At 66.5% G+C, this 22,715-nt stretch carries 24 protein-coding genes; 11 read left to right on the top strand and 13 right to left on the bottom strand.

The window, feature by feature from the left end:
- Positions 1–37 precede the first annotated feature (37 nt).
- A complete protein-coding gene (dapA, locus tag VDP74_RS01165; RefSeq protein ID WP_322997769.1) occupies positions 38–913 on the top strand; it encodes a 4-hydroxy-tetrahydrodipicolinate synthase in 876 nt (291 codons plus the stop codon).
- A gap of 10 nt (positions 914–923) precedes the next feature.
- Positions 924–2,405, top strand: a complete 1,482-nt coding sequence (locus VDP74_RS01160) for an aldehyde dehydrogenase (RefSeq protein WP_322997768.1) — start codon at positions 924–926, stop codon at positions 2,403–2,405.
- Between the two features lie 109 nt (positions 2,406–2,514).
- On the opposite strand, the gene VDP74_RS01155 is transcribed toward VDP74_RS01160, so the two are convergent.
- The 7 genes from VDP74_RS01155 to VDP74_RS01125 form a co-directional block, all read right to left on the bottom strand.
- Positions 2,515–3,171, bottom strand: coding sequence for a GntR family transcriptional regulator (locus VDP74_RS01155; RefSeq protein ID WP_322997767.1), 657 nt, complete (start codon positions 3,169–3,171; stop codon positions 2,515–2,517).
- 2 nt (positions 3,172–3,173) lie between these two features.
- Positions 3,174–4,109 carry a 4-hydroxyproline epimerase gene (locus tag VDP74_RS01150; RefSeq protein WP_322997766.1) on the bottom strand — a complete coding sequence of 312 codons (936 nt, stop codon included), beginning with the start codon at positions 4,107–4,109 and terminating at the stop codon, positions 3,174–3,176.
- Positions 4,106–5,374, bottom strand: a complete 1,269-nt coding sequence (locus tag VDP74_RS01145; protein ID WP_322997765.1) for an FAD-binding oxidoreductase — start codon at positions 5,372–5,374, stop codon at positions 4,106–4,108. The genes VDP74_RS01150 and VDP74_RS01145 overlap by 4 nt, the downstream gene beginning before the upstream one ends.
- Positions 5,375–5,540: 166 nt before the next feature.
- Positions 5,541–6,278, bottom strand: a complete 738-nt coding sequence (locus VDP74_RS01140; RefSeq protein WP_322997764.1) for a flagellar brake protein — start codon at positions 6,276–6,278, stop codon at positions 5,541–5,543.
- 113 nt (positions 6,279–6,391) lie between these two features.
- Entirely contained in the window at positions 6,392–7,828 is a 1,437-nt protein-coding gene (locus VDP74_RS01135; protein WP_322997763.1) for an NAD(P)(+) transhydrogenase (Re/Si-specific) subunit beta, read from the bottom strand.
- Positions 7,825–8,133, bottom strand: a complete 309-nt coding sequence (locus VDP74_RS01130; protein ID WP_322997762.1) for an NAD(P) transhydrogenase subunit alpha — start codon at positions 8,131–8,133, stop codon at positions 7,825–7,827. The genes VDP74_RS01135 and VDP74_RS01130 overlap by 4 nt, the downstream gene beginning before the upstream one ends.
- Positions 8,133–9,251 (bottom strand): Re/Si-specific NAD(P)(+) transhydrogenase subunit alpha, encoded by a 1,119-nt coding sequence (locus VDP74_RS01125; RefSeq protein ID WP_322997761.1) that lies wholly within the window; start codon positions 9,249–9,251, stop codon positions 8,133–8,135. Before VDP74_RS01125 ends, VDP74_RS01130 begins: the two co-directional genes overlap by 1 nt.
- 321 nt (positions 9,252–9,572) lie before the next feature.
- Here VDP74_RS01125 and VDP74_RS01120 point away from each other — a divergent pair, with 321 nt between their 5' ends.
- Together VDP74_RS01120 and VDP74_RS01115 are read left to right on the top strand one after the other, a co-directional pair.
- Positions 9,573–12,143, top strand: a complete 2,571-nt coding sequence (locus tag VDP74_RS01120; protein ID WP_322997760.1) for an AsmA family protein — start codon at positions 9,573–9,575, stop codon at positions 12,141–12,143.
- Positions 12,144–12,165: 22 nt separating this feature from the next.
- The gene (locus VDP74_RS01115; protein ID WP_322997759.1) at positions 12,166–12,552 is read left to right on the top strand and encodes an MOSC N-terminal beta barrel domain-containing protein; all 387 of its coding nucleotides are present in this window, start codon (positions 12,166–12,168) and stop codon (positions 12,550–12,552) included.
- Here the strand turns inward: VDP74_RS01115 and coaD are convergent.
- Both coaD and VDP74_RS01105 read right to left on the bottom strand, forming a co-directional pair.
- Complete coding sequence (gene coaD / locus VDP74_RS01110; RefSeq protein WP_322997758.1) at positions 12,543–13,052, bottom strand: pantetheine-phosphate adenylyltransferase; 510 nt, start codon at positions 13,050–13,052, stop codon at positions 12,543–12,545. The genes VDP74_RS01115 and coaD overlap by 10 nt on opposite strands.
- Complete coding sequence (locus VDP74_RS01105; protein ID WP_322997757.1) at positions 13,049–13,678, bottom strand: RsmD family RNA methyltransferase; 630 nt, start codon at positions 13,676–13,678, stop codon at positions 13,049–13,051. Before VDP74_RS01105 ends, coaD begins: the two co-directional genes overlap by 4 nt.
- A gap of 61 nt (positions 13,679–13,739) precedes the next feature.
- Here VDP74_RS01105 and ftsY point away from each other — a divergent pair, with 61 nt between their 5' ends.
- Genes ftsY through VDP74_RS01070 form a run of 7 tightly spaced genes read left to right on the top strand, consistent with a single transcriptional unit; the run spans position 13,740 to position 19,288 of the window.
- The gene (ftsY, locus tag VDP74_RS01100) at positions 13,740–15,020 is read left to right on the top strand and encodes a signal recognition particle-docking protein FtsY (RefSeq protein ID WP_322997756.1); all 1,281 of its coding nucleotides are present in this window, start codon (positions 13,740–13,742) and stop codon (positions 15,018–15,020) included.
- A gap of 36 nt (positions 15,021–15,056) precedes the next feature.
- A complete protein-coding gene (gene ribBA, locus VDP74_RS01095; RefSeq protein WP_322997755.1) occupies positions 15,057–16,241 on the top strand; it encodes a bifunctional 3,4-dihydroxy-2-butanone-4-phosphate synthase/GTP cyclohydrolase II in 1,185 nt (394 codons plus the stop codon).
- Positions 16,242–16,256: 15 nt separating this feature from the next.
- A complete protein-coding gene (gene ribH, locus VDP74_RS01090; protein ID WP_322997754.1) occupies positions 16,257–16,784 on the top strand; it encodes a 6,7-dimethyl-8-ribityllumazine synthase in 528 nt (175 codons plus the stop codon).
- Positions 16,777–17,259, top strand: a complete 483-nt coding sequence (gene nusB / locus VDP74_RS01085; RefSeq protein WP_322997753.1) for a transcription antitermination factor NusB — start codon at positions 16,777–16,779, stop codon at positions 17,257–17,259. The genes ribH and nusB overlap by 8 nt, the downstream gene beginning before the upstream one ends.
- Before the next feature lie 18 nt (positions 17,260–17,277).
- Complete coding sequence (thiL, locus tag VDP74_RS01080) at positions 17,278–18,252, top strand: thiamine-phosphate kinase (protein ID WP_322997752.1); 975 nt, start codon at positions 17,278–17,280, stop codon at positions 18,250–18,252.
- On the top strand, positions 18,249–18,782 hold the full coding sequence (locus tag VDP74_RS01075) for a phosphatidylglycerophosphatase A (RefSeq protein WP_322997751.1): 534 nt from the start codon (positions 18,249–18,251) through the stop codon (positions 18,780–18,782). The genes thiL and VDP74_RS01075 overlap by 4 nt, the downstream gene beginning before the upstream one ends.
- Positions 18,782–19,288: a nicotinamide-nucleotide amidohydrolase family protein gene (locus tag VDP74_RS01070; protein WP_322997750.1), complete on the top strand. Its 507-nt coding sequence runs from the start codon at positions 18,782–18,784 to the stop codon at positions 19,286–19,288. Before VDP74_RS01075 ends, VDP74_RS01070 begins: the two co-directional genes overlap by 1 nt.
- 28 nt (positions 19,289–19,316) lie before the next feature.
- Here the strand turns inward: VDP74_RS01070 and pyrF are convergent, their stop codons facing one another.
- The 4 genes from pyrF to VDP74_RS01050 are packed head-to-tail and all read right to left on the bottom strand — an operon-like array spanning position 19,317 to position 22,715.
- Positions 19,317–20,165: an orotidine-5'-phosphate decarboxylase gene (pyrF, locus tag VDP74_RS01065; RefSeq protein ID WP_322997749.1), complete on the bottom strand. Its 849-nt coding sequence runs from the start codon at positions 20,163–20,165 to the stop codon at positions 19,317–19,319.
- Positions 20,166–20,188: 23 nt separating this feature from the next.
- Positions 20,189–20,572, bottom strand: coding sequence for a diacylglycerol kinase (locus VDP74_RS01060; protein WP_322997748.1), 384 nt, complete (start codon positions 20,570–20,572; stop codon positions 20,189–20,191).
- A 41-nt stretch (positions 20,573–20,613) separates the two neighbouring features.
- Entirely contained in the window at positions 20,614–21,492 is an 879-nt protein-coding gene (locus VDP74_RS01055; protein WP_322997747.1) for a sugar phosphate isomerase/epimerase family protein, read from the bottom strand.
- 35 nt (positions 21,493–21,527) lie between these two features.
- On the bottom strand, positions 21,528–22,715 hold the full coding sequence (locus VDP74_RS01050) for a dihydrodipicolinate synthase family protein (RefSeq protein WP_322997746.1): 1,188 nt from the start codon (positions 22,713–22,715) through the stop codon (positions 21,528–21,530).

Below are 22,715 nucleotides of genomic sequence, written 5' to 3'. Positions count from 1 at the left end.
CGGCTGGCCGGGCATCCTTTTGTCATTAGGAAGGCATATGAATATCGAAGGTATCCTGGTTCCCATCATCACTCCGTTTACGGCAGATGGTCAGGTCAATGCGCAGGCTCTGACGCAACTGGTGAACCGTTTCGTCGAGGCCGGCGTGGCCGGCATCGTGGCCTGCGGCACCACCGGCGAGTACTATGCGCTGAACGACGAAGAGCGCGACCTGGTCCTGCGCACCGTGGTCGAGGCAGTCGGCGGGCGCGCCAAGACCATCGCCGGGATCAATGCGCTGTCCACCCAGGAATCGATCACACATGCCCAGCGCGCTCAGGCCCTGGGCTACGACGGCCTGATGCTGGCCACGCCGCCCTACAGCCTGCCGGAACAGGCAGGGATCCTGCAGCATTTCCGCACCGTGGCGGCCGCCACCCCGCTGCCCATCATCCTGTATGACTTCCCGCAGCGCGTGGGTGTGCAGATCGCCATCGAAACCGTGGTCGAACTGGCCAAGATCCCCAACATCGTCGCCATCAAGGAAAGCAGCGGCAATTTCAACCGCGCCCTGCACCTGATCCAGGCCCGCATTCCGGATTTCCAGATCATCAGCGGTTCCGACGACATGGCGGCCGACTTCCTGTTCTGGGGTGTGCGCTGCTGGATCAGCGGTGGCGCCAACGTCTTCCCGGCCGAACAGGTGGCGATGGTCAAGGCAGCCGGCGAAGGCCGCTGGGACGAGGTCCGTTCCCTGATGGAAGGCATGTACCCGATCATCCTGGCGATGGAATCCGGTGACTACAACCAGAAGGCCAAGCTGGGCTGCCGCCGCCACGGCGTCGAGGCCGGCACGGTGCGCCTGCCGCTGGCACCGCTGCCGGACGCCGACGCCCAGGACTTCCTGTCCATGCTCGACGCCTATCAGCGCTAAGGAGGCCACCATGCCGCAGACCAAAGAACAGATTTTCGAGCAGGCCCGCGCCGCCAGGCTCTGGGCCGGGAACCTGATTCCGGGCCACGCCGCCTCGAGTGCGCGCCTGGACAACACCACGCCCATCGATAACAGCGTCATCGGCGTCATCGAGGCGGGCACGGCCGCCGATGTGGACCGGGCCGTCAAGATCGCGCGCGCCAGCTTCAAGGCGGGCGCCTGGTCCCAGTTGGCGCCGGCCGAACGCAAGCGCGTCATGCTGCGCTGGACAGACCTGATGACGGAACACGCGGAAGAACTGGCCGCGCTGGACTGCGTCGATGCGGGCAAGCCGATCACCGAATGCCTGAACACGGACATGCCGGCCACCCTGGATACGTTCCGCTGGTACGCCGAGGCCATCGACAAGTGCTTCGGGCGCGTCGCGCCGACCGGGCCGGATGCCCTGGGGCTGATCGTCAAGGAACCCATCGGCGTGGTGGGGGCCGTGCTGCCCTGGAATTTCCCGGCGCAGATGTACGCCTGGAAGGTCGCCCCCGCGCTGGTGGCGGGCAATTCGGTCATCGTCAAGCCGGCAGAACTGACTTCGCTGAGCGCCTACCGCATGACGCAGCTGGCCTACGAGGCCGGGGTGCCGGAAGACGTGCTGATGCTGGTCACCGGCCTGGGCGAGGACGCGGGCCAGGCCCTGGGCCGGCACATGGACGTGGACGTGGTGTCCTTCACCGGTTCGACCGAAGTCGGGCGCTATTTCCTGAAGTATTCGGCCGAGAGCAACCTGAAGGAAATCGTGCTGGAATGCGGCGGCAAGAGCCCGCAGGTGATCTTCGACGATGCCGACCTGGACGGCCTGGTCGATCATGTGCTGGCAGCCGCATTCTGGAATATGGGCGAGAACTGCAGTTGCGGCTCGCGCCTGATCGTGCAAAGCGGCATCAAGGACGCCCTGCTGGCACGCCTGCAGGAACGCCTGGCCACCTGGACGGTGGGCCTGCCCACCGACGAGACGGTCAAGATCGGCCCGATGGTCGAACGCGCCCATTTCGACAAGGTGCGCAGTTTCCTGGACGACGCGCCTGCCGAAGGCGCGCGACTGGTGCACGGCGGCCGCATCCATGCGGACCTGGGCAGCGGATGGTATGTGGAACCTACGATCTTCGACCAGGTGTCGGCGGGGTCGCGCCTGTTCCGGGAAGAGGTCTTCGGCCCCATCCTGGCGGTGACGCCCTTCGAGACGGAGGCCGAAGCCATTGAACTGGCCAATGACAGCGCCTATGGCCTGGCTGCATCCCTGTACACCCGCGACGTTGGTCGCGCCCAGCGAGTCGCCCGCGCTATCCAGGCTGGCACGGTGTCCATCAACGGCTTTTCCGAAGGCGACATCACCACGCCGTTCGGTGGCTACAAGCAGTCCGGCTTCGGCGGTCGCGACAATGGCCTGGAAGCCCTGGACCAGTACCAGCAGACCAAGACGATCTGGTACGTAAATTAAGCCTGGACCCCTCAGAAGAAGAGACCTTCCGCCGCCGGGCCGCCCCAAGGCGGAAGGCGCCCCCTTGGGGGGCAGCAAGCGGGCGCAGCCTGCGCAGCGTGGGGGCTCTTTAAGCCTCGATCACCGTCCGGGTGAATTCCATCAGATAGTCCATCAGCGCATCGGCGCCGGCGACCGCCTGTTCGGGGTTGCTGGCGTGGATGCCTTGAACTTCCATCAGGTGGCTGCGGGCGCCGCGTTCCAGGTCGCCCTCGTGCTGGTAGGCGTACCAGAATCGCCGGCACTGGATGATCATCGGCACGATGGCCTGCACCGCGTAGGGATTGCGGCAGGCTTCGTGATTGATGCGGTCCAGCGCCTGATCCGCCTGCATGTACGCCGACAGATCGCCGCGCTGTGCGGCATCCATCATGTCCTGGCCGCATTGCAGCAGGCGGATGCGTTGGTCGGGCGTCGCCCTGCGAGCCGACGATGTGGCAATCAGTCGTTCCAGCACCCGGCGTGTGTCGATCAGGATCAGGTGTTCCGCGATGCGGATTTCACTGACGCGCAGCCCCCGGCGTGGTTGCTGCTCGATCAGGCCGCTGGCGACCAGCCGCATCAGGGCCTCGCGGATGGGGGTGCGCCCCAGGCCGGTCATCTGGATCAGATCGCTTTCCACGATGGGCTGGTTGGGTTCCAGTCGCAGCGTGGCGATCAGTTGCTCGATGGCATCGTAGGCAGCCTCGGTGGCGCGGGGTTTGGTGGTATGCGTGGCAGTCGGCATGATCAGACCCTGATCCCCCAGGCAAAGGGGTCGTCGTCCTGCAGGATCAGCGTCGTTTCGCCACTGATGTGCGCTTCGCCCCGGATGGTTGGAATGACGGTGCCGTCCAGCCCCGGCTCGTAGCTGGCTTGAAAACGGCTGCCGATGATGCTGGCCTGGTGCCAGACCTGGCCCGGCTGCAGTTTGCCGTCTGCCGCCAGACAGGCGATCTTGGCGCTGGTTCCGGTGCCGCAAGGTGAACGGTCGTAGGCCTTGCCGGGGCACAGCACGAAACTGCGGCTGTCGGCTTCGGGGTCCTTGCCGAACAGTTCGATGTGGTCGATCAGGCCGCCGTCGCGGCCACGGATGCCCTGGGCTTCGAGCGCGTCGCCGATGGCGGATGCATGTTCGGTCAACTGGCGCGTATCGGCGCCTGGGTGGACGCGGTCGGGGGCATTGACCAGGAAGAACCAGTTGCCGCCCCAGGCGATGTCGCCGGTGACGGGCCCCAGGCCGGGCACGTCCACCGTGACGTCCTTGCGGTGGCGGTAGGCCGGGACATTGCGCACGCTGACGCTGCCGTCCGGGTGCAGTACGGCCTGGACGGTGCCGACCGGTGTTTCGACCCGGTGGGTGCCGGGCTGGATGCGTCCCAGATAGGCCAGGGACACAATCAGGCCGATGGTGCCGTGGCCGCACATCCCCAGATAGCCGGTATTGTTGAAAAAAATCACCCCGGCAGCGGCCTGCGAGTCCTGTGGCGGGCAGAGCAGGGCGCCCACCAGCACGTCGTGGCCGCGCGGCTCGAGGATGACGGCGCGGCGCCAGTCGTCGTGCTCGGCGGCCAGGCGGGCGCGGCGCTGGGCCATGTCACCCGGCCCTGGATCGGGAAAACCGTCGAGGACCAGGCGGGTCGGTTCGCCGCCAGTATGGGAATCCAGGATGGAAATGCGTTTCATGAGCGAGCGCCCCAGAGGGAAAACCGATCGACCCGGTAGGGTTGCAGGTCGATCGCGGAGGGTTGTTGTGTAGCCAGATCGCGCACCAGGCGGGCCGTGGCAGCGCTTTGGGTCAGGCCCAGGTGGCCGTGGCCGAAAGCGTAGATGACGGCGGGGTGGCGCGGCGACCGCGCGATGATGGGCAGGGAGTCCGGCAGGCTGGGGCGGAAGCCCATCCACTGGGTGCCGCCGGTCGTGTCCAGGTCGGGGAAGAAGGTCTTTGCCTTGTCCAGCATGGCCTGCGCCCGGCGGTAGTCGGGGGCGCGGTCCAGTCCGCCCAGTTCCACGGCGCCGCCGACGCGGATGCCACAGGTCAAGGGGGAAATGACGAAGCCGTGATCGCTGAAGGTGACTTGTTGGCGCAGGTCCAGCGCATCAGGCGCCAGGGTCGTGTTGTAGCCGCGCTCGGTTTCCAGCGGGATGCGGTCGCCCAATCCCCGCGCCAGCAGGTGGGATCGCGCGCCCGCCGCCAGCACGACCTGACGGGCCTGCAATTGGCTGCCATCTTCCAGGATCAGCTGGGCGCCGGATGGGGCCGGCTGCAGCCAGCGGACCGCCTGGCGCAGCCGTCGCACCCCTCGGGCCAGGGCCTGTTCCCCCAGGGCCTGGCCCAGGGCATATGGGTCGGCCACGTTGCGCCAGCCGGGGATGAGGACCCCGTGGGTGAAGCGTGGCGACAGGCCCGGCTGCTGCGTGGCCAGGTCGGCGCCCTGCAGCAAATGGGTCTCGACTCCGTAGCGTTCCCGCCATTGCGCCGTGTCCAGCGAGGCCTGGTAGCGGGCGTAGCCTTCGTAGACTTCCAGCACACCCTGGGTGTGCAGGTGGCCCGACAGGCCGGTGCGTTCCAGCTGGACCCGCATTTCGCTTTCGGCCAGGCCCATCAGGGCGGCTTGCGCGCGAATGTTGGCCGGGTAGCGGTCGGACAGGCTGGAGCGCCACAGCTGCAGCAGCCAGGGGGCGATGCGCGGCAAGTAGGCGGGCGGCAGGCTGAGAGGTCCCAATGGGTCGAATAACCAGCGGAGGGCCTTGCGGATGATGCGCGGGGATGCCAGGGGCAGGATGTCGGCGAAGGCCAGGCCGCCGGCGTTGCCTTTGCTGGCGCCGCTGGAGAGGTCCTGGGGGTCGATCAGGAGGACGTCCTGGCCGGTGTCGCTCAGGGCCAGGGCGCAGCTGACGCCGATGATGCCGCCGCCAATGACGGCGATGTCGCAGGAAGACGCTTGCATGGGGTCCTTCGGACGCTGCCGGCGACCCTGCCGCTACGGGGGCGGGCCGTCGTGTATTCGGATTGACGGCGCCCGGGCGTTGGGGGTCAGGGCCGACAAGCAGCGCGGGACGCCTGTTGCATGGTGGCACAGACCCGATAAATATGCAATGGATATATCAAGGGGGTTATTCGCTACCCCACCGCCGGGCCAGTACGGCGCGTTCCAGCGAACCCACGTATTGCTGGATGGCGATCTCGCGGTTGGCGGGCAGGTTGAAAAATCGGCAGGCGACAGTCAGCAGGGGCTTGTCGCCATCCTGGGTGAGCCGGGTGAGGCGCAGCAGCCGCATGCCGACGTCCAGTGCGCCGGTGTCGGGCAGGTTCAGGGTGCAGTCGTCGAAGAACGTGCCGATGGCGTGGTCTGCCAGCAGCTCGGCGCGATCGATCAGCTGCAGCCCGCCGGCGCTGATGTTGGCCAGGGGCAGGGTAGCCTTGCCCGAGGGCAGGGAGGGGTGTTCGATGGAGCAGGTGGCCGGGTTGCTGGCGGGCACATCCATGCGGAAGAATTCCCGGCGCTGCATGCGGCGCAATTGGTCGGGCCAGAGCATGGAAAACGCCGGGCGGCCGTCATGCATCGTGGGGCTGATCTTGCCGCTGCACTCGATCATGACGCGGTCCAGCATGCCCTGCAGGCGGATGGCCGGAGCGCGCAGCAGCTGCGTGTTGAGATGGTCTTCGGTGGCGTTGTCCAGGATCAGCGTGCCCTGTTTGACGTCGACATCCAGCAGGGTGGAGATGACAGACACGGCGTGGCCGGGGATGTCCAGGCGGACGAGCGCGCGTTTATTCAGCAGCCCTTGCAGGATGTTCTGAATGTCCAGCCGTTGCGACACCGAATAGGGATCGTCTTCCTCGAAGGCCATGATCGATGGTTCGTAGAATTGTAAAAGGTTGCTTGCAATGTTAAACGATTCCGGCCTGCATCAGCAGGCCGGAAGGCTACGGGTTAGCCACTATGAACGGGGCTCGGACCCCGTCATTCCAGGGCTTTGAGCATGTCCTCCAGGACCTTTTTGGCGTCGCCGAACACCATCATGGTCTTGTCCATGTAGAACAGTTCATTGTCCAGGCCGGCGTAGCCGGCCGCCATGGAGCGCTTGTTGACGATGACGGTGCGCGCCTTGTAGGCCTCCAGGATCGGCATGCCGGCGATGGGTGACGCGGGGTCGTTCTTTGCCGCCGGGTTGACCACGTCGTTGGCGCCCAGCACCAGCACCACGTCGGTCTGGCCGAACTCGCCATTGATGTCATCCATCTCGAAGACCTGGTCGTAGGGGACTTCGGCCTCGGCCAGCAGCACGTTCATGTGGCCCGGCATGCGGCCGGCCACCGGGTGGATGGCGTATTTGACCGTCACGCCCTGGCTTGAGAGTTTGCCGGCCAGTTCCTTCAGTGCGTGCTGGGCGCGCGCCACGGCCAGACCGTAGCCGGGGATGATGGTGACGGTGTCCGCGTTGCTCATCAGGAAGGCGGCGTCATCCGGGCTGCCTGATTTGACGCTGCGGTCCCCCGCCGCGCCGCCGCCGCCCGCTGCGGCCTCTGCCCCGAATCCGCCCAGGATCACGTTGAAGAAAGACCGGTTCATGGCCTTGCACATGATGTAGGACAGAATGGCGCCGGACGAGCCCACCAGAGACCCCGCGATGATCAGCATGGGGTTGTTCAGGGAAAAGCCGATGCCCGCCGCTGCCCAGCCCGAGTAGCTGTTCAGCATGGAAATCACCACCGGCATGTCCGCCCCGCCGATCGGGATGATGATCAGCACGCCCAGCAGGAAGGCGATGGCCGCCATCAGCACAAAGGGCAGCCAGGATTGCGTGGCCATGAACCAGAAACCGCAGGCCAGCATGACGAGGGCCAGGATCAGGTTGAGCAGGTGCTGGCCGGGAAAGACCACTGGGGCACCCCGGAACAGGCGGAACTTGTATTTGCCCGAGAGCTTGCCGAAGGCGATGACCGAGCCCGAGAAGGTGATCGCGCCCACGAATGTGCCGATGAACAGTTCCAGCCGGTTGCCTGTGGGGATGGGGCTGCCGGCCGCAGCGATACCGAAGGCATGCGGCTCGGCGACCACGGCGGTCGCGATGGCCACGGCTGCCAGGCCGATCATGCTGTGCATGAAGGCGATCAGTTCCGGCATCTTGGTCATTTCGACCTTGCGCGCCAGAAGTGTGCCGATGCTGCCGCCGATCAGCAGGCCCAGGATGACGCGGCCCAGGCCCATCGCGGCGGTGCCGTCGCGGGCCAGGCCGATGATCAGCGCCGCCGTCGTCAGGATGGCGATGACCATGCCGATCATGCCGAAGGCGTTGCCGCGCCGGGAGGTTGTGGGGTGCGACAGACCCTTCAAAGCCTGGATGAAGCAGACCGAGGCGACCAGATAAAGCAGGGTGACGAGATTGGCCGAGATCATGCCTGGCCTCCCTTGCGGTCTTTCTTCTTGAACATTTCCAGCATGCGCTGGGTGACCAGGAAGCCGCCGAAGACGTTGACGGCCGCCAGCGCCACGGCCAGCACGCCCATGCCCTGCGCCAGTCCGCCGTCGGTCAGGCCGGTGGCCAGCATGGCGCCGACGATGACGATGGCAGAGATGGCGTTGGTCACGGCCATCAGCGGGGTGTGCAACGCAGGCGTGACGTTCCAGACCACGTGAAAGCCCACGTAGACGGCCAGCACGAAGATGATGATGTTGATGAGTGTCGGGTTGACCGCTTCCATCAGGCGCTCCTCAGAACCTTGCCGTCCTGGCAGACCAGGCAGGCCTTGACGATGTCGTCGTCGGCGGGCAGCGCGAGGCGGCCGTCGGCGTCGATGACGAGTTTCAGAAAATCCAGCAGATTGCGGGCGTACAGGGCCGATGCGTCCGTTGCCAGCAGGGCGGGCAGATTGCTCAGCCCGACCAGGGTGACGCCGTTGTGGTCGACGATTTCACCGGCGACCGACAGCGGGCAGTTGCCGCCGCGTTCGACGGCCAGGTCGACGATGACCGAGCCCGGTTTCATGGCCTCGACCGTCTCGGCCTGGATCAGCACCGGGGCTGGGCGCCCCGGGATCAGGGCCGTGGTGATGACGATGTCCGCCTGCTTGCAGCGTTCGGCCACCAGTGCGGCCTGGCGTGCCATCCAGGCGGCGGGCATGGGGCGGGCATAGCCACCCACGCCCTGGGCGATTTCACGCTCCTCGTCGGTTTCGTAGGGCACGTCAATGAACTTCCCGCCCAGCGATTCGACTTGTTCGCGGGCGGCGGGCCGCACGTCCGAGGCCTCGACCACGGCGCCCAGGCGCCGCGCCGTGGCGATGGCCTGCAGGCCGGCCACGCCAGCGCCCAGCACTACCACGCGGGCGGCTTTCAGGGTGCCGGCGGCCGTCATCATCATGGGGAAGATGCGTCCGTAGTACTGGGTAGCCAGCAGCACGGCCTTGTAGCCCGCCAGGTTGGCCTGGGACGACAGCACGTCCAGACTCTGGGCGCGGGTGGTGCGCGGCGCGGCTTCCAGCGCGAAGGCGGTCAGCCCGGCATCGGCCAGCGTCTTCAGTCCGTCGGCGTCGAAGGGATCCAGCATGCCCAGCAGCGCGCTGCCGGCTTTCATGTGCGCGAGCTCGGCGGCGTCCGGGCGGCGGACCTTCAGCACCAGTTCGCTGCCCAGGGCCTGAGCGGCGTCGACCAGGGTGGCGCCTGCCTGTTCGTAGTCGCCGTCGCGATACCGGGCGGCCAGCCCGGCCCCGCGTTCGATGCGGACCTGGTGGCCTGCCTGGACCAGTTTCTTGGCGGTTTCCGGCGTCGCAGCGACCCGGGCTTCTCCGGGCAGGGTTTCTCGGGGGATGCCTACCTGCATGGCGGCCTCCCGGGGATCAAGACGAATATGGGCATGGCTTCTCCTTGTATATTTTCTCGGCCGGGGCGGACAGGCGCGTACCCGCCGCTTCGACAGTGAATCATGGTACCGGGGATCGGCGGCGGAAACACGGGTTCCATGATGGATTTACATATACCCTGTGGTTATATAAATCTGTTTTTTATGGATTTTCTAAAATTTTGAGACATAAAGCTGGCAGGGCGGCGGGATTCGGGGACTTTCGACGGCGCGCATCGGTTAGCATTTCGCTTATTGCCCGCCCGGGTGGCGGCTTGCACTCTGTCATATGTGGGATTGATCATGAATGTCTGGTTGAAGCGGGTTCTGTTCAGCCTGGTCGTGGCCTTGCTCGTGGCTGTGGTCGGTCTGGCCATCTTCCTGCTGACCTTCAATCCGAATGCCTACAAATCACGGCTCGAACAGCTGGTGTTCGATCGTTATGCGCGGACCTTGACCATCGGGGGGGACATCAGCCTGTCCCTGTTCCCGCGCATCGGCTTGTCGGTCAGCGACGTGGCGCTGTCCAATCATTCCTCCAAGGACACCTTCGTCTCGATTGACAGCGCGCGGTTTGCCGTGGCGATCTGGCCTTTGCTGTCCAATCAACTGGTGGTGGACCACGTGGCGATCACGGGACTGAAGGCCTGGGTGGTGCGCGACACCAAGGGGCGTTTCAATTTCGGCGACCTGCTGGAATCGGGCCGTCCAGCCCTTGCGTCGGCTGCGCCGGCAGGCTCGGTCGTGGCGGCGCCCCTGATTGCCGCTGCCGGGGCTGCGGATGATCCCGAGGGCCGCACCGACATGAACATCGACATCGCCGGGCTGGAACTCAAGGGCGGACAGATCCATTATCTTGACCAGCGCAGTGGCCTGTCCACGACGCTGTCCTCGATCGAGGCCAATACCGGGCGAGTGACCTACGATCAGCCCTTTGATGTGTCGCTCAAGGCTCAGGTGGCCGGCGATGACCCGGTGCAGGACGCCCAGCTGCAGGCCCAGGCCCTGCTGCGGCTGAATCCCGGCGGGCGCGGCTATTACTCGGCGCAGAAAATCAACGTCCAGTTGAACGGGCGCCTGGGCAATCTGGACCAGGCCAATGCCGCCCTCAAGGGCAATCTGGCATACAAGGGCAGCGAACGCCGCCTGTCGGCCGGGAATCTGGAACTGACGCTGGCCGGCAATATCGTGGGTGCGCATCCCATCCAGGCCCTGAAGGCCAGTCTGACGGCCGGGCAACTGCGGCTGGACCCGCGCAATCTCGAATTGAACGTCGCCAAGCTCGCCCTGCGGGCCTCAGGCCAGGACCGGGGCCGCAACCTGGAATTGGCCCTGGATGCTCCGGCATTGGCCGTGTCGCCCGAATCAGCTCAGGCCGATCCGATTGCCGCTACCCTGAAGTCGTCCGGGGATCAGACCCTGGCTGTGTCCCTGGGGCTGGAGGGCCTGAGCGGCAATGCCAACGACTGGCAGTTCCGCAAGGCCAGCCTGGATGGCGCCCTGACGCAGGGGCCGCGCCTGGTGCAGGTGAAGCTGACCTCGCCCCTGACCTGGAATACGACGCTGCGCAAAGGCGGGCTGACCGCCCTGAAGGGCGACGTCACGCTGCGGGACCAGAAGCAGCCCAAATTCCTCAATGAAGTGCCGATGATCGGCAGCGTGCATCTGGATCTGGTGCGCGATGCGCTGGATGTCGATCTGAACGCGGTCATGGATGGCGGGCAGGCGGCCCTGAAGGCTACGACGACACGCCTCGTCCAGCCGCAGACCCGGTTTTCCCTGAGCGCAGAGAAAATCGACCTGAATCATTGGGTGCCCAAGCCGGCGCCCGTGCCTGCCAAGCCACCTGCGGCGGACCAGGGCGCCGCCGCCCCCAAGGCCGCCACTCCGGCCCCCGCCGCTGCGCCGTCCGTGATCGATCTGTCCTTCCTGAAGGGGCTGGACATCCAGGGTGACCTGAAGATCGCGGATCTGCGTATCCGCGACCTGCAACTGACCCAGGTGGCGACACCGGTGCAGGTGGCCGAGGGTGCGTTGAGCCTGCCCAAACTGACCGCCAAACTGTATGACGGCAGCTTGAACGCCCAGGCCCGGGCCGCTGCGGACCAGACCCTGAGCCTGAAGCTGAACCTGGACAAGGTGGCCGTCGCCCCCTTGCTGCAGGCGGCGCTGGGGCGCGACCTGCTGTCAGGCCAGGGGGCGGCCCAGCTGGATCTCAAGACGCAGGGCAATACAGTAGACGCGTGGATGCAGGGGCTGTCGGGTCGGGCCTCCTGGCAGGTCAAGGACGGCGCGGTGCACGGCATCGATGCCACACGGACGCTGACGGATGTGTCCGCCGCCCTGGGCAACGTGTTGAAAGGCCGCCTGGACGCGTTGGCCTCGCCTTTCGACAAGCAGCGCAGCACGCCGTTCAGCACACTGGAAGGCCGCGTCGACCTGAAGGACGGGCAGGGTACCGTGTCCAAACTGCTGCTGGCCTCCAGCCTGGTGCGGGTCACGGCCGGCAAGCCTGCCCAGATCGATGTGCCGGGACAGCGCCTGGATCTGCAGCTGCTGGCCCAGGTCGCTGCCCGCGCCCCCAAACCGCTGTCCGGTACGCTGGGGTCTTTGCTGGGCGTGACGATTCCCGTGCAGGTCACGGGCGACTGGGCACACCCTGACTACGCCGTGCAGTGGGGGAGCATCCATAACCAGAGCATCCAGCAGGCGGTCAAGTCCGGCCTGATGGAGTTGATCAAGGGCAAGGACCTGATCGAACAAGCCCTGCCCAGCCCGGAATCCGAGCCAAACCGCGCCGGGAGCGACGCTGCGACCAAATCTGACCCGGTCGAACGGATCGGCAATGCCCTGAAGGGCCTGCTGGGCCAATGAAACCACTCTAAAGGAAATCTGGATGACGCTTTCCCTTGCCCACCCCATCGCCGGCGGCCCCGCCCTGGAGGATGCCGGCGCCTATGACCGTCGTTGGCTGGTCGTGGATCCGGAACATGCCTGGCTGAGCCTGGATCAGGCGCCGCGCCTGGGCTTGCTGGAACTGAGCCTGCGCTTTGGCTATCTGGTCGTGCGCGCGCCGGGCATGCTGCGTCTGGATGTGCCTCTGGATGTGATCGAGGATGACGCCAGCGTCGAGCGCCGCGCCCAGGTGGGCTCGCAGGTCGTGCGGGTCGTGGATGAGGGCGATCTGGCAGCCGCCTGGCTGACTGAATGGTTAGGTCAGCCGTGCCGGTTGATGAAGATCCACCCTGAGGCGGACGAAGTCGCCTGGCCGGATCAGGCCTGAGCCTGACTCTGCTGTTCGCGCAAGGCCTTGGCCTTGGCGTGCAGCCAGCGTTCCACCGATGGGAACACGAATTTGCTGACGTCCCCGCCCAGGATGGCGATTTCCCGTACGATGGTGCCGGAGATGAATTGGTACTGGTCCGAAGGGGTCATGAACAGGGTTTCGACTTCCGGCAGCAGGTGGCGGTTCATGCCCGCCATCTGGAATTCGTACTCGAAATCCGACACGGCTCGCAGACCGCGCACGATGACCCGGGCGTCCTGTTCGCGTACGAAATCCTTCAGCAGGCCGCTGAAGCTGCGCACGCGCACATTGGGGTAGTGGCCCAGGACTTCCTCGGCGATTTCCAGGCGTTCCTGCACGCTGAAAAAGGGGCGCTTGTTCTGGCTGACGGCCACGCCCACCACCACCTGGTCGAACAGGCCGGCGGCGCGACGCACGAGGTCTTCGTGCCCTCGGGTCAGGGGGTCGAACGTTCCGGGATAGACGGCGGTGATCATGCGCTCTCCGATGGCGTAAGGGAATCGCAGCCCGATTCCAGTCGTTCATTATTACGATTTTTTTGCGTTGCAGCAAACTGCAACAGCGCGTAATGCACCTGTCCGGCGCGGCCCTGGCGTAGCGGCAGGCAATCGGCGGGCGCTTCGGTCAGCGCCGTGCCCGATTCCAGGTAGAGCAGCCCGCCCGGCATCAGGGCGCGGCCGATCAGGGGATGCACGCGTTCCAGCCAGTCGCCGCCAAAAGGCGGGTCCAGCATCAGCAGGTCGAATGACGGCGCCGGCAGGGATTGCAGATAGGCCAGGGCGTCCCCTGCATGGATGCGGATGGCGGGCGCCTGCAGGCGGCTTTGCACGGCCCGCAAGCCTGCAAGGGCCGCTGGCGCCTGTTCCACGAGCTGGGCCAGCGCGACGCCGCGCGAGGCGGCCTCGAAGCCCAGGGCCCCGGAGCCGGCGAACAGGTCCAGCACCTGCTTGCCATCGAAAGAGCCGCCCCAGAAGTGGGCCAGCCAGTTGAACAGCGTTTCGCGGACCCGGTCGGGCGTCGGGCGCAGATGGTCGCCGTTCGGGACCGAAATCGGGGTTTTGCGGTAGTGACCGCCTACAATACGAATCTGATGTTTTTTCATGCGCGGCCCGTGATGTTCGGCACGGTGTCGGGCGTTCGCCGGATCGTTCAGTGTAAAGCCTATGTTCAGTTTTTTTAAACGCAAGAAACCCCAGCCGCAGCCGGATTCGGCCGAGATCGCCGCCGATGCGCCCGAGATCGCTCCGGTCGCGCCGACCGAATTGCCGCCGGAAACCCGGGCAACTGAAGTCGCTGCGCCCGACCTTCCGGACGTTGCCCCGGTTGCGCCCACCGAGCCTGCGCAGGAACCGGTCGCGCCTGCAGCGCTGGCGTTCGCGCCCGAGGCGGCCGCCGCTGCGGGGCTGGCCGCAGACGACGCCGGGTCCTGGGCGCCGGACGGCGGGGCCACAGTCCAGCCCCCGGACCCGTGGTCCGACGCGGTGGACGCCGCCGGCGACCCCCTGGCGCGCCTGGACCAGGCGGCGGATGGGGGTTCGTGGCTGTCCCGCCTGCGGCGGGGGCTGTCGCGCACGGGCCAGAGCCTGGGCGGCCTGTTCGTCGGCGTCAAGGTCGATGAGGCCCTGTTCGAGGAACTCGAAACCGCGTTGATCATGGCGGACGCCGGGGTCGAGGCCACCGAAAAACTCCTGACCGAACTGCGGTCCCGGGTGCGCAAGCAGCGCATCGACCAGCCCGATGCCGTGCGGGCTGCCCTGCAGGACATCCTGGCCGATCACCTGAAGGTTTTGGAAAAACCGTTCATCGTGGGGGAAAGCGCGCCCATGGTGGTGATGATCACCGGCGTGAACGGGGCGGGCAAGACCACCTCGATCGGCAAGCTCGCACATGCCCTCCAGGAACGCCAGGCTACGGTGCTGCTGGCGGCAGGGGACACCTTCCGCGCCGCTGCCCGTGAACAGCTGGTGGCCTGGGGAGCCCGCAATGGCGTGACCGTCATCGCCCAGGAAGGCGGCGATCCGGCCGCCGTGGCGTTTGATGCGGTCAATGCCGGGCGGGCGCGGGCCGCCGACGTGGTGCTGGTGGATACGGCTGGCCGGCTGCCCACCCAGTTGCACCTGATGGAAGAACTCAAGAAAATCAAGCGCGTGATCGGCAAGGCCGATGCCAGCGCCCCCCACGAAGTGCTGCTGGTGGTCGACGGCAACACCGGCCAGAATGCCCTGGCGCAGATCCGCGCGTTCGATGCCGCGCTGGGACTGACGGGCCTGATCGTGACCAAGCTCGATGGCACGGCTCGGGGCGGCACTCTGGCGGCGGTAGCGGCCGGCAGTCAGGGCGTGCGGCCCGTGCCGGTCTACTGGATCGGCGTCGGTGAAGGCATGCAGGACCTGCAGCCTTTCGTGGCAGCGGAATTCGCCGAGGCTTTGTTGGGCAGCCGTTAAAATGGCAGCACAGTCTTTTATTGGGACAGCATTGAAATGAATACGGATACCGGGGCGATGCGCGACGCATCTTCGTCCTTCCAGATCGCTTCCGTCCAGGAAATCGTGGCTGAACTGCGGGCCGGCCACATGGTCATTCTGGTCGACGAGGAAGACCGCGAAAACGAGGGCGATCTGGTGATGGCGGCCGATTTCGTCACGCCTGACGCCATCAATTTCATGGTCACCCACGCGCGTGGCCTGGTGTGCGTGACCCTGACACAGGAACGCTGCGAGCAACTGCAGCTGCCCCTGATGGCCAACCAGAACGGCACGCGCTACGGCACCAATTTCACCGTTTCGATCGAGGCCGCACAAGGCGTCAGCACCGGCATCTCGGCGGCGGACCGAGCCCGCACCATCCAGGCGGCGGTGGCGCGAGACGCATGCCCGGCCGATCTGGTGCAGCCGGGCCATATTTTTCCGGTGCGGGCGGTACCCGGCGGCGTGCTGGTGCGCGCCGGCCATACCGAAGCCGGCTGCGACCTGACGGCCATGGCCGGCCTGACGCCTGCCGCCGTCATCTGCGAGGTCCTGAAGCCCGACGGCACCATGGCCCGCTTGCCGGACCTGATGGTATTTGCCCGGGAACATGGCCTGAAGATCGGCACGATCGCCGATCTGATCCAGTACCGCAGCGAACATGAAACCATGGTCGAACGGCTGGTCGAGCGCGCCGTGACCACGCCTTGGGGGGATTTCCAGGCGGTGGCCTATCGCGATCGCGCCTCGAACGCCCCGCACCTGGCCCTGGTGCATGGGCAGATCCACGCCGACACGGAAACCCTGGTGCGCGTGCACGAACCCACCAGCGTGCTCGATGTGCTGTGCGAGGGTGCCACCCGCCACAGCTGGACCATCCCGCAGGCGCTGAGCACGATCGCCGCCGCCCCCAGCGGGGTGCTGGTGCTGCTGAACTGCCACGGCGAAGCCGACCTGCTGTTCGCCCAGTTCGATGCCTGGGCCCGCAGCGCGTCCGACGCCTCCACGGCAGCGGCACAGCCCGACGGCGAACGCCATGGATTGCGCACCTTCGGGATCGGCGCCCAGATCCTGCGCGACCTGGGCGTCGGCCAGGCGCGCCTGCTGGCGCGGCCTAGAAAAATGCCCAGCATGGCAGGGTTCTCCCTGACCATTACGGGGTACCATAACGAACCTGGCGTGTCCGACGCCGTCAACTGACATGGAATCACGGCTATGAACCCTTATGTGATGACCCCCGACATGAACGGCGAAGGCCTGCACATTGGCATCGTGCGTTCCCGATTCAATGCCGACATCGGCGAAGCCGAATTGCAGACTTGCCTGGATGAACTGGCGGCCCTGGGCGTGGACGAGCGCGACGTGATGGTCGTCTCGGTGCCTGGCGCGCTGGAACTCGGCGTGGCGCTGGCCCAGATGGCCGAGACCTTCGAATTCGACGCCCTGATCGCCCTGGGCGCCGTGATCCGTGGCGAAACCTACCACTTCGAGATCGTCAGCAACGAATCCGCCTCCTCCATCAGCCGCATTGCGCTGGAAACCGGCATTCCGGTCGCCAATGGCGTCCTGACTGCCGATACCGATGAACAGGCCCAGGCACGGGCGGCTGACAAGGGCCGCGATTGCGCCCGCGCGGCAGTCGAGATGGCCAATCTGGTCGCCGCGCTCGAGCCCGAATCAGGCGATGATGACGACGATGATGATGACGACGACGAGGACTTCGAAGAGGACTCTGATGACTGAACCCAAGGCGCGTAACGGGCGGGCCAATGCCCGCAGCGCCCGCCGCATGGCGCGTGAATTCGCGCTGCAGGGGGTCTATGCCTGGTTGCTGCGCGGCGGTACCGACCTGGGCGAACTCGGCGAAATCGATGCGCACGTGCGCGACGGCGAGGACTTCGACCAGGCCGATGCCCAGTGGTATCAGACCCTGTTGCAGGGGGCTGCCCGCCAGGCGGAATCCCTGCGGGCCAGCTTCGTGCCCTATATCGACCGTCCCTTGGCCGAACTGTCCCCGATCGAACATGCGGTGCTGCTGATCGGCAGCTTCGAATTGGTTCATCACGTCGAAGTCCCCTACCGCGTGGCCATCAACGAGGCCGTCGAACTGGCCAAGTCCTTTGGCGGCACCGATGGCTACCGTTTCGTGAACGGCGTGCTGGACAAACTGGCTGCCGAAGTCCGCGCATCCGAGGTGCAATCCACTGCGCGTCGCTGACGCGCCCAGGCCAGGCCTATGCCTTCAGGCGGCGAATTCGATCTGATTGCCCGGTATTTCAGCCGGCCAGCCCCCAGCGGCATGCTGGGGGTGGGCGACGATTGTGCATTGCTGTCGCCTGCCCAAGGCTGCGAATTGGCCGTCAGCACCGACATGCTGATCGAGGGCCGGCACTTCTTTCCGAATACGGATCCCGGCCTGCTGGGGCACAAGGCCCTGGCCGTCAATCTGTCGGATCTGGCCGCCATGGGCGCGCGGCCCCTGGCCTGCACCCTGGCCATCTCGCTGCCTTGCATCGACGAAGTCTGGCTGCAGGCCTTCGCCGACGGTTTTCATGCCTTGTCGCGAGAATCCCGCTGCCCCCTGGTTGGCGGCGACACCACCGGGGGTTCCTCGGGGGTGGTCCTGAGCATCACCGTCATGGGCGAGGTCCGCCGCCACCATGCGCTGCGCCGCGATGCTGCGCGGGCCGGCGACGATATCTGGGTGTCCGGCACGCTGGGCGCTGCGGATGTTGCCCTGCGCCTGGTTCAGGGGCGGCTGCCGCCGGATCCCGCGCGCCTGCAGGCTGCCCTGCCATTTCTGGAACGCCCCGTCCCACGCCTGAAACTGGGCCGTTATCTGGCCGGAGTCGCGCATGCGGCCATCGACATTTCCGATGGCTTGCTGCAGGATCTGGGCCACATCCTGGATGCCAGCCAGTGCGCGGCCGAGCTCTGGCTGGATGCCTTGCCCGCTGATCCGGTGCTCGACGGCCTGCCTGAGGACGTGCGTCGCGATGCCCTGCTGGCGGGGGGCGACGTCTATGAATTATGTTTCACTGCGCACCCGAGACGGCGTGAACAGATCGAGATCCTGGGGCGTCAGCTGGGCCTGCCTGTCTCGCGGATCGGCGAAATCCGGCGCGGCTCGGGCGTGCGTGTGCTGGATGCCGGCGGGCAGGCATTGACGGTGGAACACCAAGGCTTCGACCATTTCGCAGAATCCGTATGAACTCCTCTCGACATCCTGGCGCGGGCCGCGACGCGCCCGACAACCCTGAGCGGCCTTCTGCCGCCTGGGTGTTCTCCCGTCCCGAACGCATTCTCGCCTTTGGCTTCGGTTCCGGACTGATTCACCCAGCGCCCGGTACCTGGGGCACCCTGGTGGGCTGGCTGCTCTGGGCCGGGCTCTTGCGCGGGCTGCCGGACAGCTGGATGGTCGTCATTCTGCTGCTGTCCTTCGGACTGGGCTGCTGGGTGGCCCAGCGTTGTGGCGACGACCTGGGCATCGCCGACCACGGCGGCATCAATTGGGACGAAATCGTCGCCATCTGGCTGGTGTTGTGGCTGATGCCGGCCGGTTTCCTGTCTCAACTGGTCGGGGTCGTGCTGTTCCGGGTCTTCGACATCCTGAAACCGCCGCCCGTCAGCGTGCTGGACCGGCGCTTCAAGAACGGCTTCGGCGTCATGATCGACGATATCTTCGCGGCGGTGTATGCCTTGTTGGCCGCTGCCGTACTCATCCGTCTAGGAGTCCTGTGATGATCGACCGTGACTTGCGCGCCCTGGCGGGCGAATTCGGGGCTGCCCTTCGAGCAGCGGGCTGGATGTGCGCGACAGCCGAATCCTGCACCGGAGGGCTGTTGGCCGGGGCGATCACCTCCTGCCCGGGGTCCAGCCAATGGTTCGAGCGTGGCTTTGTCACCTACAGCAATGCGGCCAAGGCCGAGCAGCTGCGTGTTTCAGTCGACACTCTGGAACGCTATGGCGCCGTCAGCGAGGAAACCGCCATGGAAATGGCCGGAGGTGTGTTGGGGGCGGTGCCGGCCGCACGGCTGGCCCTGGCGACCACGGGCATTGCCGGGCCGGATGGCGCGACACCCGGCAAGCCCGTCGGCATGGTGTGTTTCGGCATCGCGCATCGGGCCGGGTCCGGCATCACGACGCGGGCCGTGACCAGGATCTTCGAGGGCGATCGGGAAGCCATTCGCCTGGCAGCGGTGCGTTTTGCCCTGCAGGTGGCGCTGGGCGACCTGAGCCGCCGCTGATGCGGCGCGCCAGGCTGTTCGCCTGGCGTCAGCGCGTCGTCGTTGTGGATGCCGCAGGGCCTTGCAAGGCCTGGCGGATTGCGTCGCGGGTGGCACGGGCGGCTCCGGCGGCCGCGTCGGTCCAGTCATCGCCCTGGCTGGCGTACAGGATGGCGCGGGACGAATTGATCATCATGCCAGCGCCAGACGCCGTGCGGCCCGCCTGGACGGTGGCCTGGACGTCGCCGCCCTGAGCGCCGATGCCGGGGATCAGCAGCGGCATGTCGCCCACACGGCGGCGCACCTGCGCGATTTCCTCCGGGAATGTCGCCCCCACGACCAGTGCGCACTGCCCGGTGGTGTCCCAAACGCGCGCGACCTGGTCCGCCACATGCAGGTAAAGCGGCGTGCCGTTGGCCAGGCGCATGTCCTGCAGGTCCGCGCCGCCGCGATTGGATGTGCGGCACAGGATGATCACGCCCCGGTCGCCATAGTCGATGTAGGGCTGCACCGAGTCGCGTCCCATGTAGGGGTTGACGGTGACGGCGTCGGCGCCGTAGCGCTCGAAGGCTTCCCGGGCGTACTGTTCGGCCGTGCTGCCGATGTCGCCGCGCTTGGCATCCAGCACGATGGGCAGGGTGGGATGATGTTCGCCGATGTAGCGGCACAGATCCAGGAGCTGGTCTTCCGCGCCCAGGGCCGCAAAATAGGCGATCTGAGGCTTGAACCCGCAGGCGTAGGGGGCGGTGGCATCGACGATGCGGCGGCAGAATTCGAACACGGCATCCGGCCGACCGGCCAGTTCCGCCGGAAAACGGCGCGTGTCCGGGTCCAGGCCGACCATCAGCAGAGAATCCTGGCTGGCCCAGGCGCGATGCAGTTTGTCGATGAACGTCATATGAGGTCTCTTTGTGTCGTGGCCTACAGCCAGCGGGGGATCAGCACGCAGGCCCAGGCAGCGCCGGTCAACAGCAGCGTGAGCAGCACGGCTGCGCTGCCGATGTCCTTGGCGCGCCCCAGCAAGGGGTGGTGGTCCGTGCTGATGGCGTCGGCCAGGGCCTCGATCGCGGAATTGATCAGTTCCACGATCAGCACTGCCACCACCATGCCCGCCAGCAGCAGCCGTTCCGTGGCGGAATCGCCCAGCCACAGGCCCAGGGGGATCAGCACCACGGCCAACAGCGTTTCCTGGCGGAAGGCGGCTTCGTGCCGCCATGCGGCGCCCAGCCCCTGCAGCGAGTAGCCGAAGGCGCGGACGATGCGGATCAGTCCGCCAGTGCTTTTGTAGGAAGGAGGCTGGGTCATGGCGGCATTGTACCGACCCCGGATCCAGATGCGGTACGGACCTATACGGCGCTGCGGTGCCGCTGGATGCAGGTGTCGAGCACCTCGCCCATCTCGCGTTGCCACCAGTTCGCCGCCGAGAAGATTTCGACTTCGCTATAGCCGGCGTAGCCTTGTTCTTCGACCCAGCTGCGAATGCGCGGAATGTCGATCGCGCCATCGCCCATCATGCCCCGGTCGTTGAGCATGTCGGTGGTCGGCGTCAGCCAGTCGCATACGTGTAAAGCCAGCAGCCGCGACTGGCCGGCGCGCGTGATTTCCGCCTGCAGCTTGGGGTCCCACCAGACGTGGTAGACGTCGCAGGCGACACCCAGGGCGCCGCTGCGGCCCGGATCAAGCAGGTCGCACAGGTCCAGGGCGTGTTCCAGGGTGTTGACGCAGGCCCTGTCTGCCGCGTACATGGGGTGCAGCGGTTCGATGGCCAGGGGCATGCCGGCTTGGCGTGCGTAGTCCAGCAGCCGATGGATCCCGTCCGCGATCTGTTGCCGCGAGAGTGCGAGGTCCTTGTGCAGGGGGTGTCCATCCAGCGCGCCCGGCAGGCCGCCCACGACCAGGACCAGACAGGGCGCGCCCAGCTCACAGGCCTCGTCCACGGCGCGCCGGTTGTCTTCATCCGCCGCCCGCAGGCCGGCCTCGTCGATCGCCGGGAACATGCCGCCCCGGCAATAGCCGGACAGCTTCAGCCCCAGGGATCGCAATTGCCGGGCGATGGGCTGGACCCCGACGGCGGCGACCTGGTCGCGCCAGGGCGAAACGGCACGGATGCCGCGCGCCGCGCAGGCGTCCAGGATCCTGTCCAGGGGCACGGGCTTGCCCTGGCTGAAGCGCACGGTTGCCGTGTTGATGGATAGCCAGCGGTGGTCGGTACTGAAGTCACGCATCGGGATCTCCTGTGTTCGGGGGGTGTGTCTGCGCCTTAGTCGATGCCGTGCAGCGCCAGCAGGGTCCGCATGCGGTGCGCGGCCAGGTCCGGCGACTGCAAGAGATCGGCGGTGTCGGCCAGGCGGAACAACTCGGCCAGGTGCACAAGGCTTCTGGCACTGTGCTGGCCCCCGACCATGGTGAAATGGGATTGGTGTCCGTTGAGCCAGGCCATGAACACCACGCCGGTCTTGTAGAAGCGCGTGGGGGCCTGGAAGATGTGCCGCGACAAGGGCACCGTCGGGCTCAGGATGGCGTGGAAGCGATCCACGCGTCCTTGGGCCAGCTCCGTCAGCGCCGCGCTGGCGGCGGGCGCGATGGCGTCGAATATGCCCAGCAGGGCGTCGCTGTGTTGATGCTCGGGGGCCTGGCCGTGACCGTCGCCTGCGATCAGTTCCGCGTAGTTGAAGTCGTCGCCGGTATACATGCGCACACCGGCCGGCAGGCGCCTGCGCATGGCGATCTCCTTGTCCTTGTCGAGCAGGGAGATCTTGATGCCGTCCACCTTGTCGGGGTGGGCGGCGATCACCGCCAGGGCGGTTTCCATGGCCTGGTCCAGATCGCGCGAACCCCAGTAGCCGCTCAGGGCGGGATCGAACATGTCGCCCAGCCAATGCAGGATGACGGGTTCGCGGGCCTGGGTCAGGATGCGGTCATAGACCGTGTGGTAGTCCTGCGGCCCCTGAGCCAGGCGGGTCAATGCGCGGCTGGCCATGATGATCAGGCGGCCGCCCAGGGCTTCGATGGCCTCCATCTGGATCTGGTAGGCGTCGATGACGTCGGACAGCGAACCAGCCGCATCGGCGGCCAGGTGATCCGTGCCGCATCCGCAGGCGACGCGCGCGCCGGGAACATGCCGGGCGGCTTCCTGGGTCCGCCGGATCAGTTCCAGGGACGTCGCCCAGTCCAGTCCCATGCCGCGCTGGGCAGTGTCCATGGCCTCGGCTACCCCCAGGCCCAATGCCCAGAGGTGTTGCCGGTAGGCGATGGTTGCATCCCAGTCGATGGCGGTCTGCAGCCAGGGATCGATGGCGGCGCGCGGGTCGGAGACGACGTGGGCGGCGGAGTAGGCAATGCGGTTGAAGCTCTGCGTGCCGGACGTGGCGACGGCGGGGGCCTGGCCCCTCAGGGTGTAGGGGGCGAGCCCGCCGTCCGCGCGCGGGAGATTCAGGGTCGAGGGCAT

It is taken from the genome of Castellaniella sp. (genome assembly GCF_034674885.1).
Lineage (GTDB): Bacteria > Pseudomonadota > Gammaproteobacteria > Burkholderiales > Burkholderiaceae_B > Castellaniella.
Note: the sequence above shows the minus strand (reverse complement) of the source record. Positions and strands in the feature narration are given on the sequence as shown.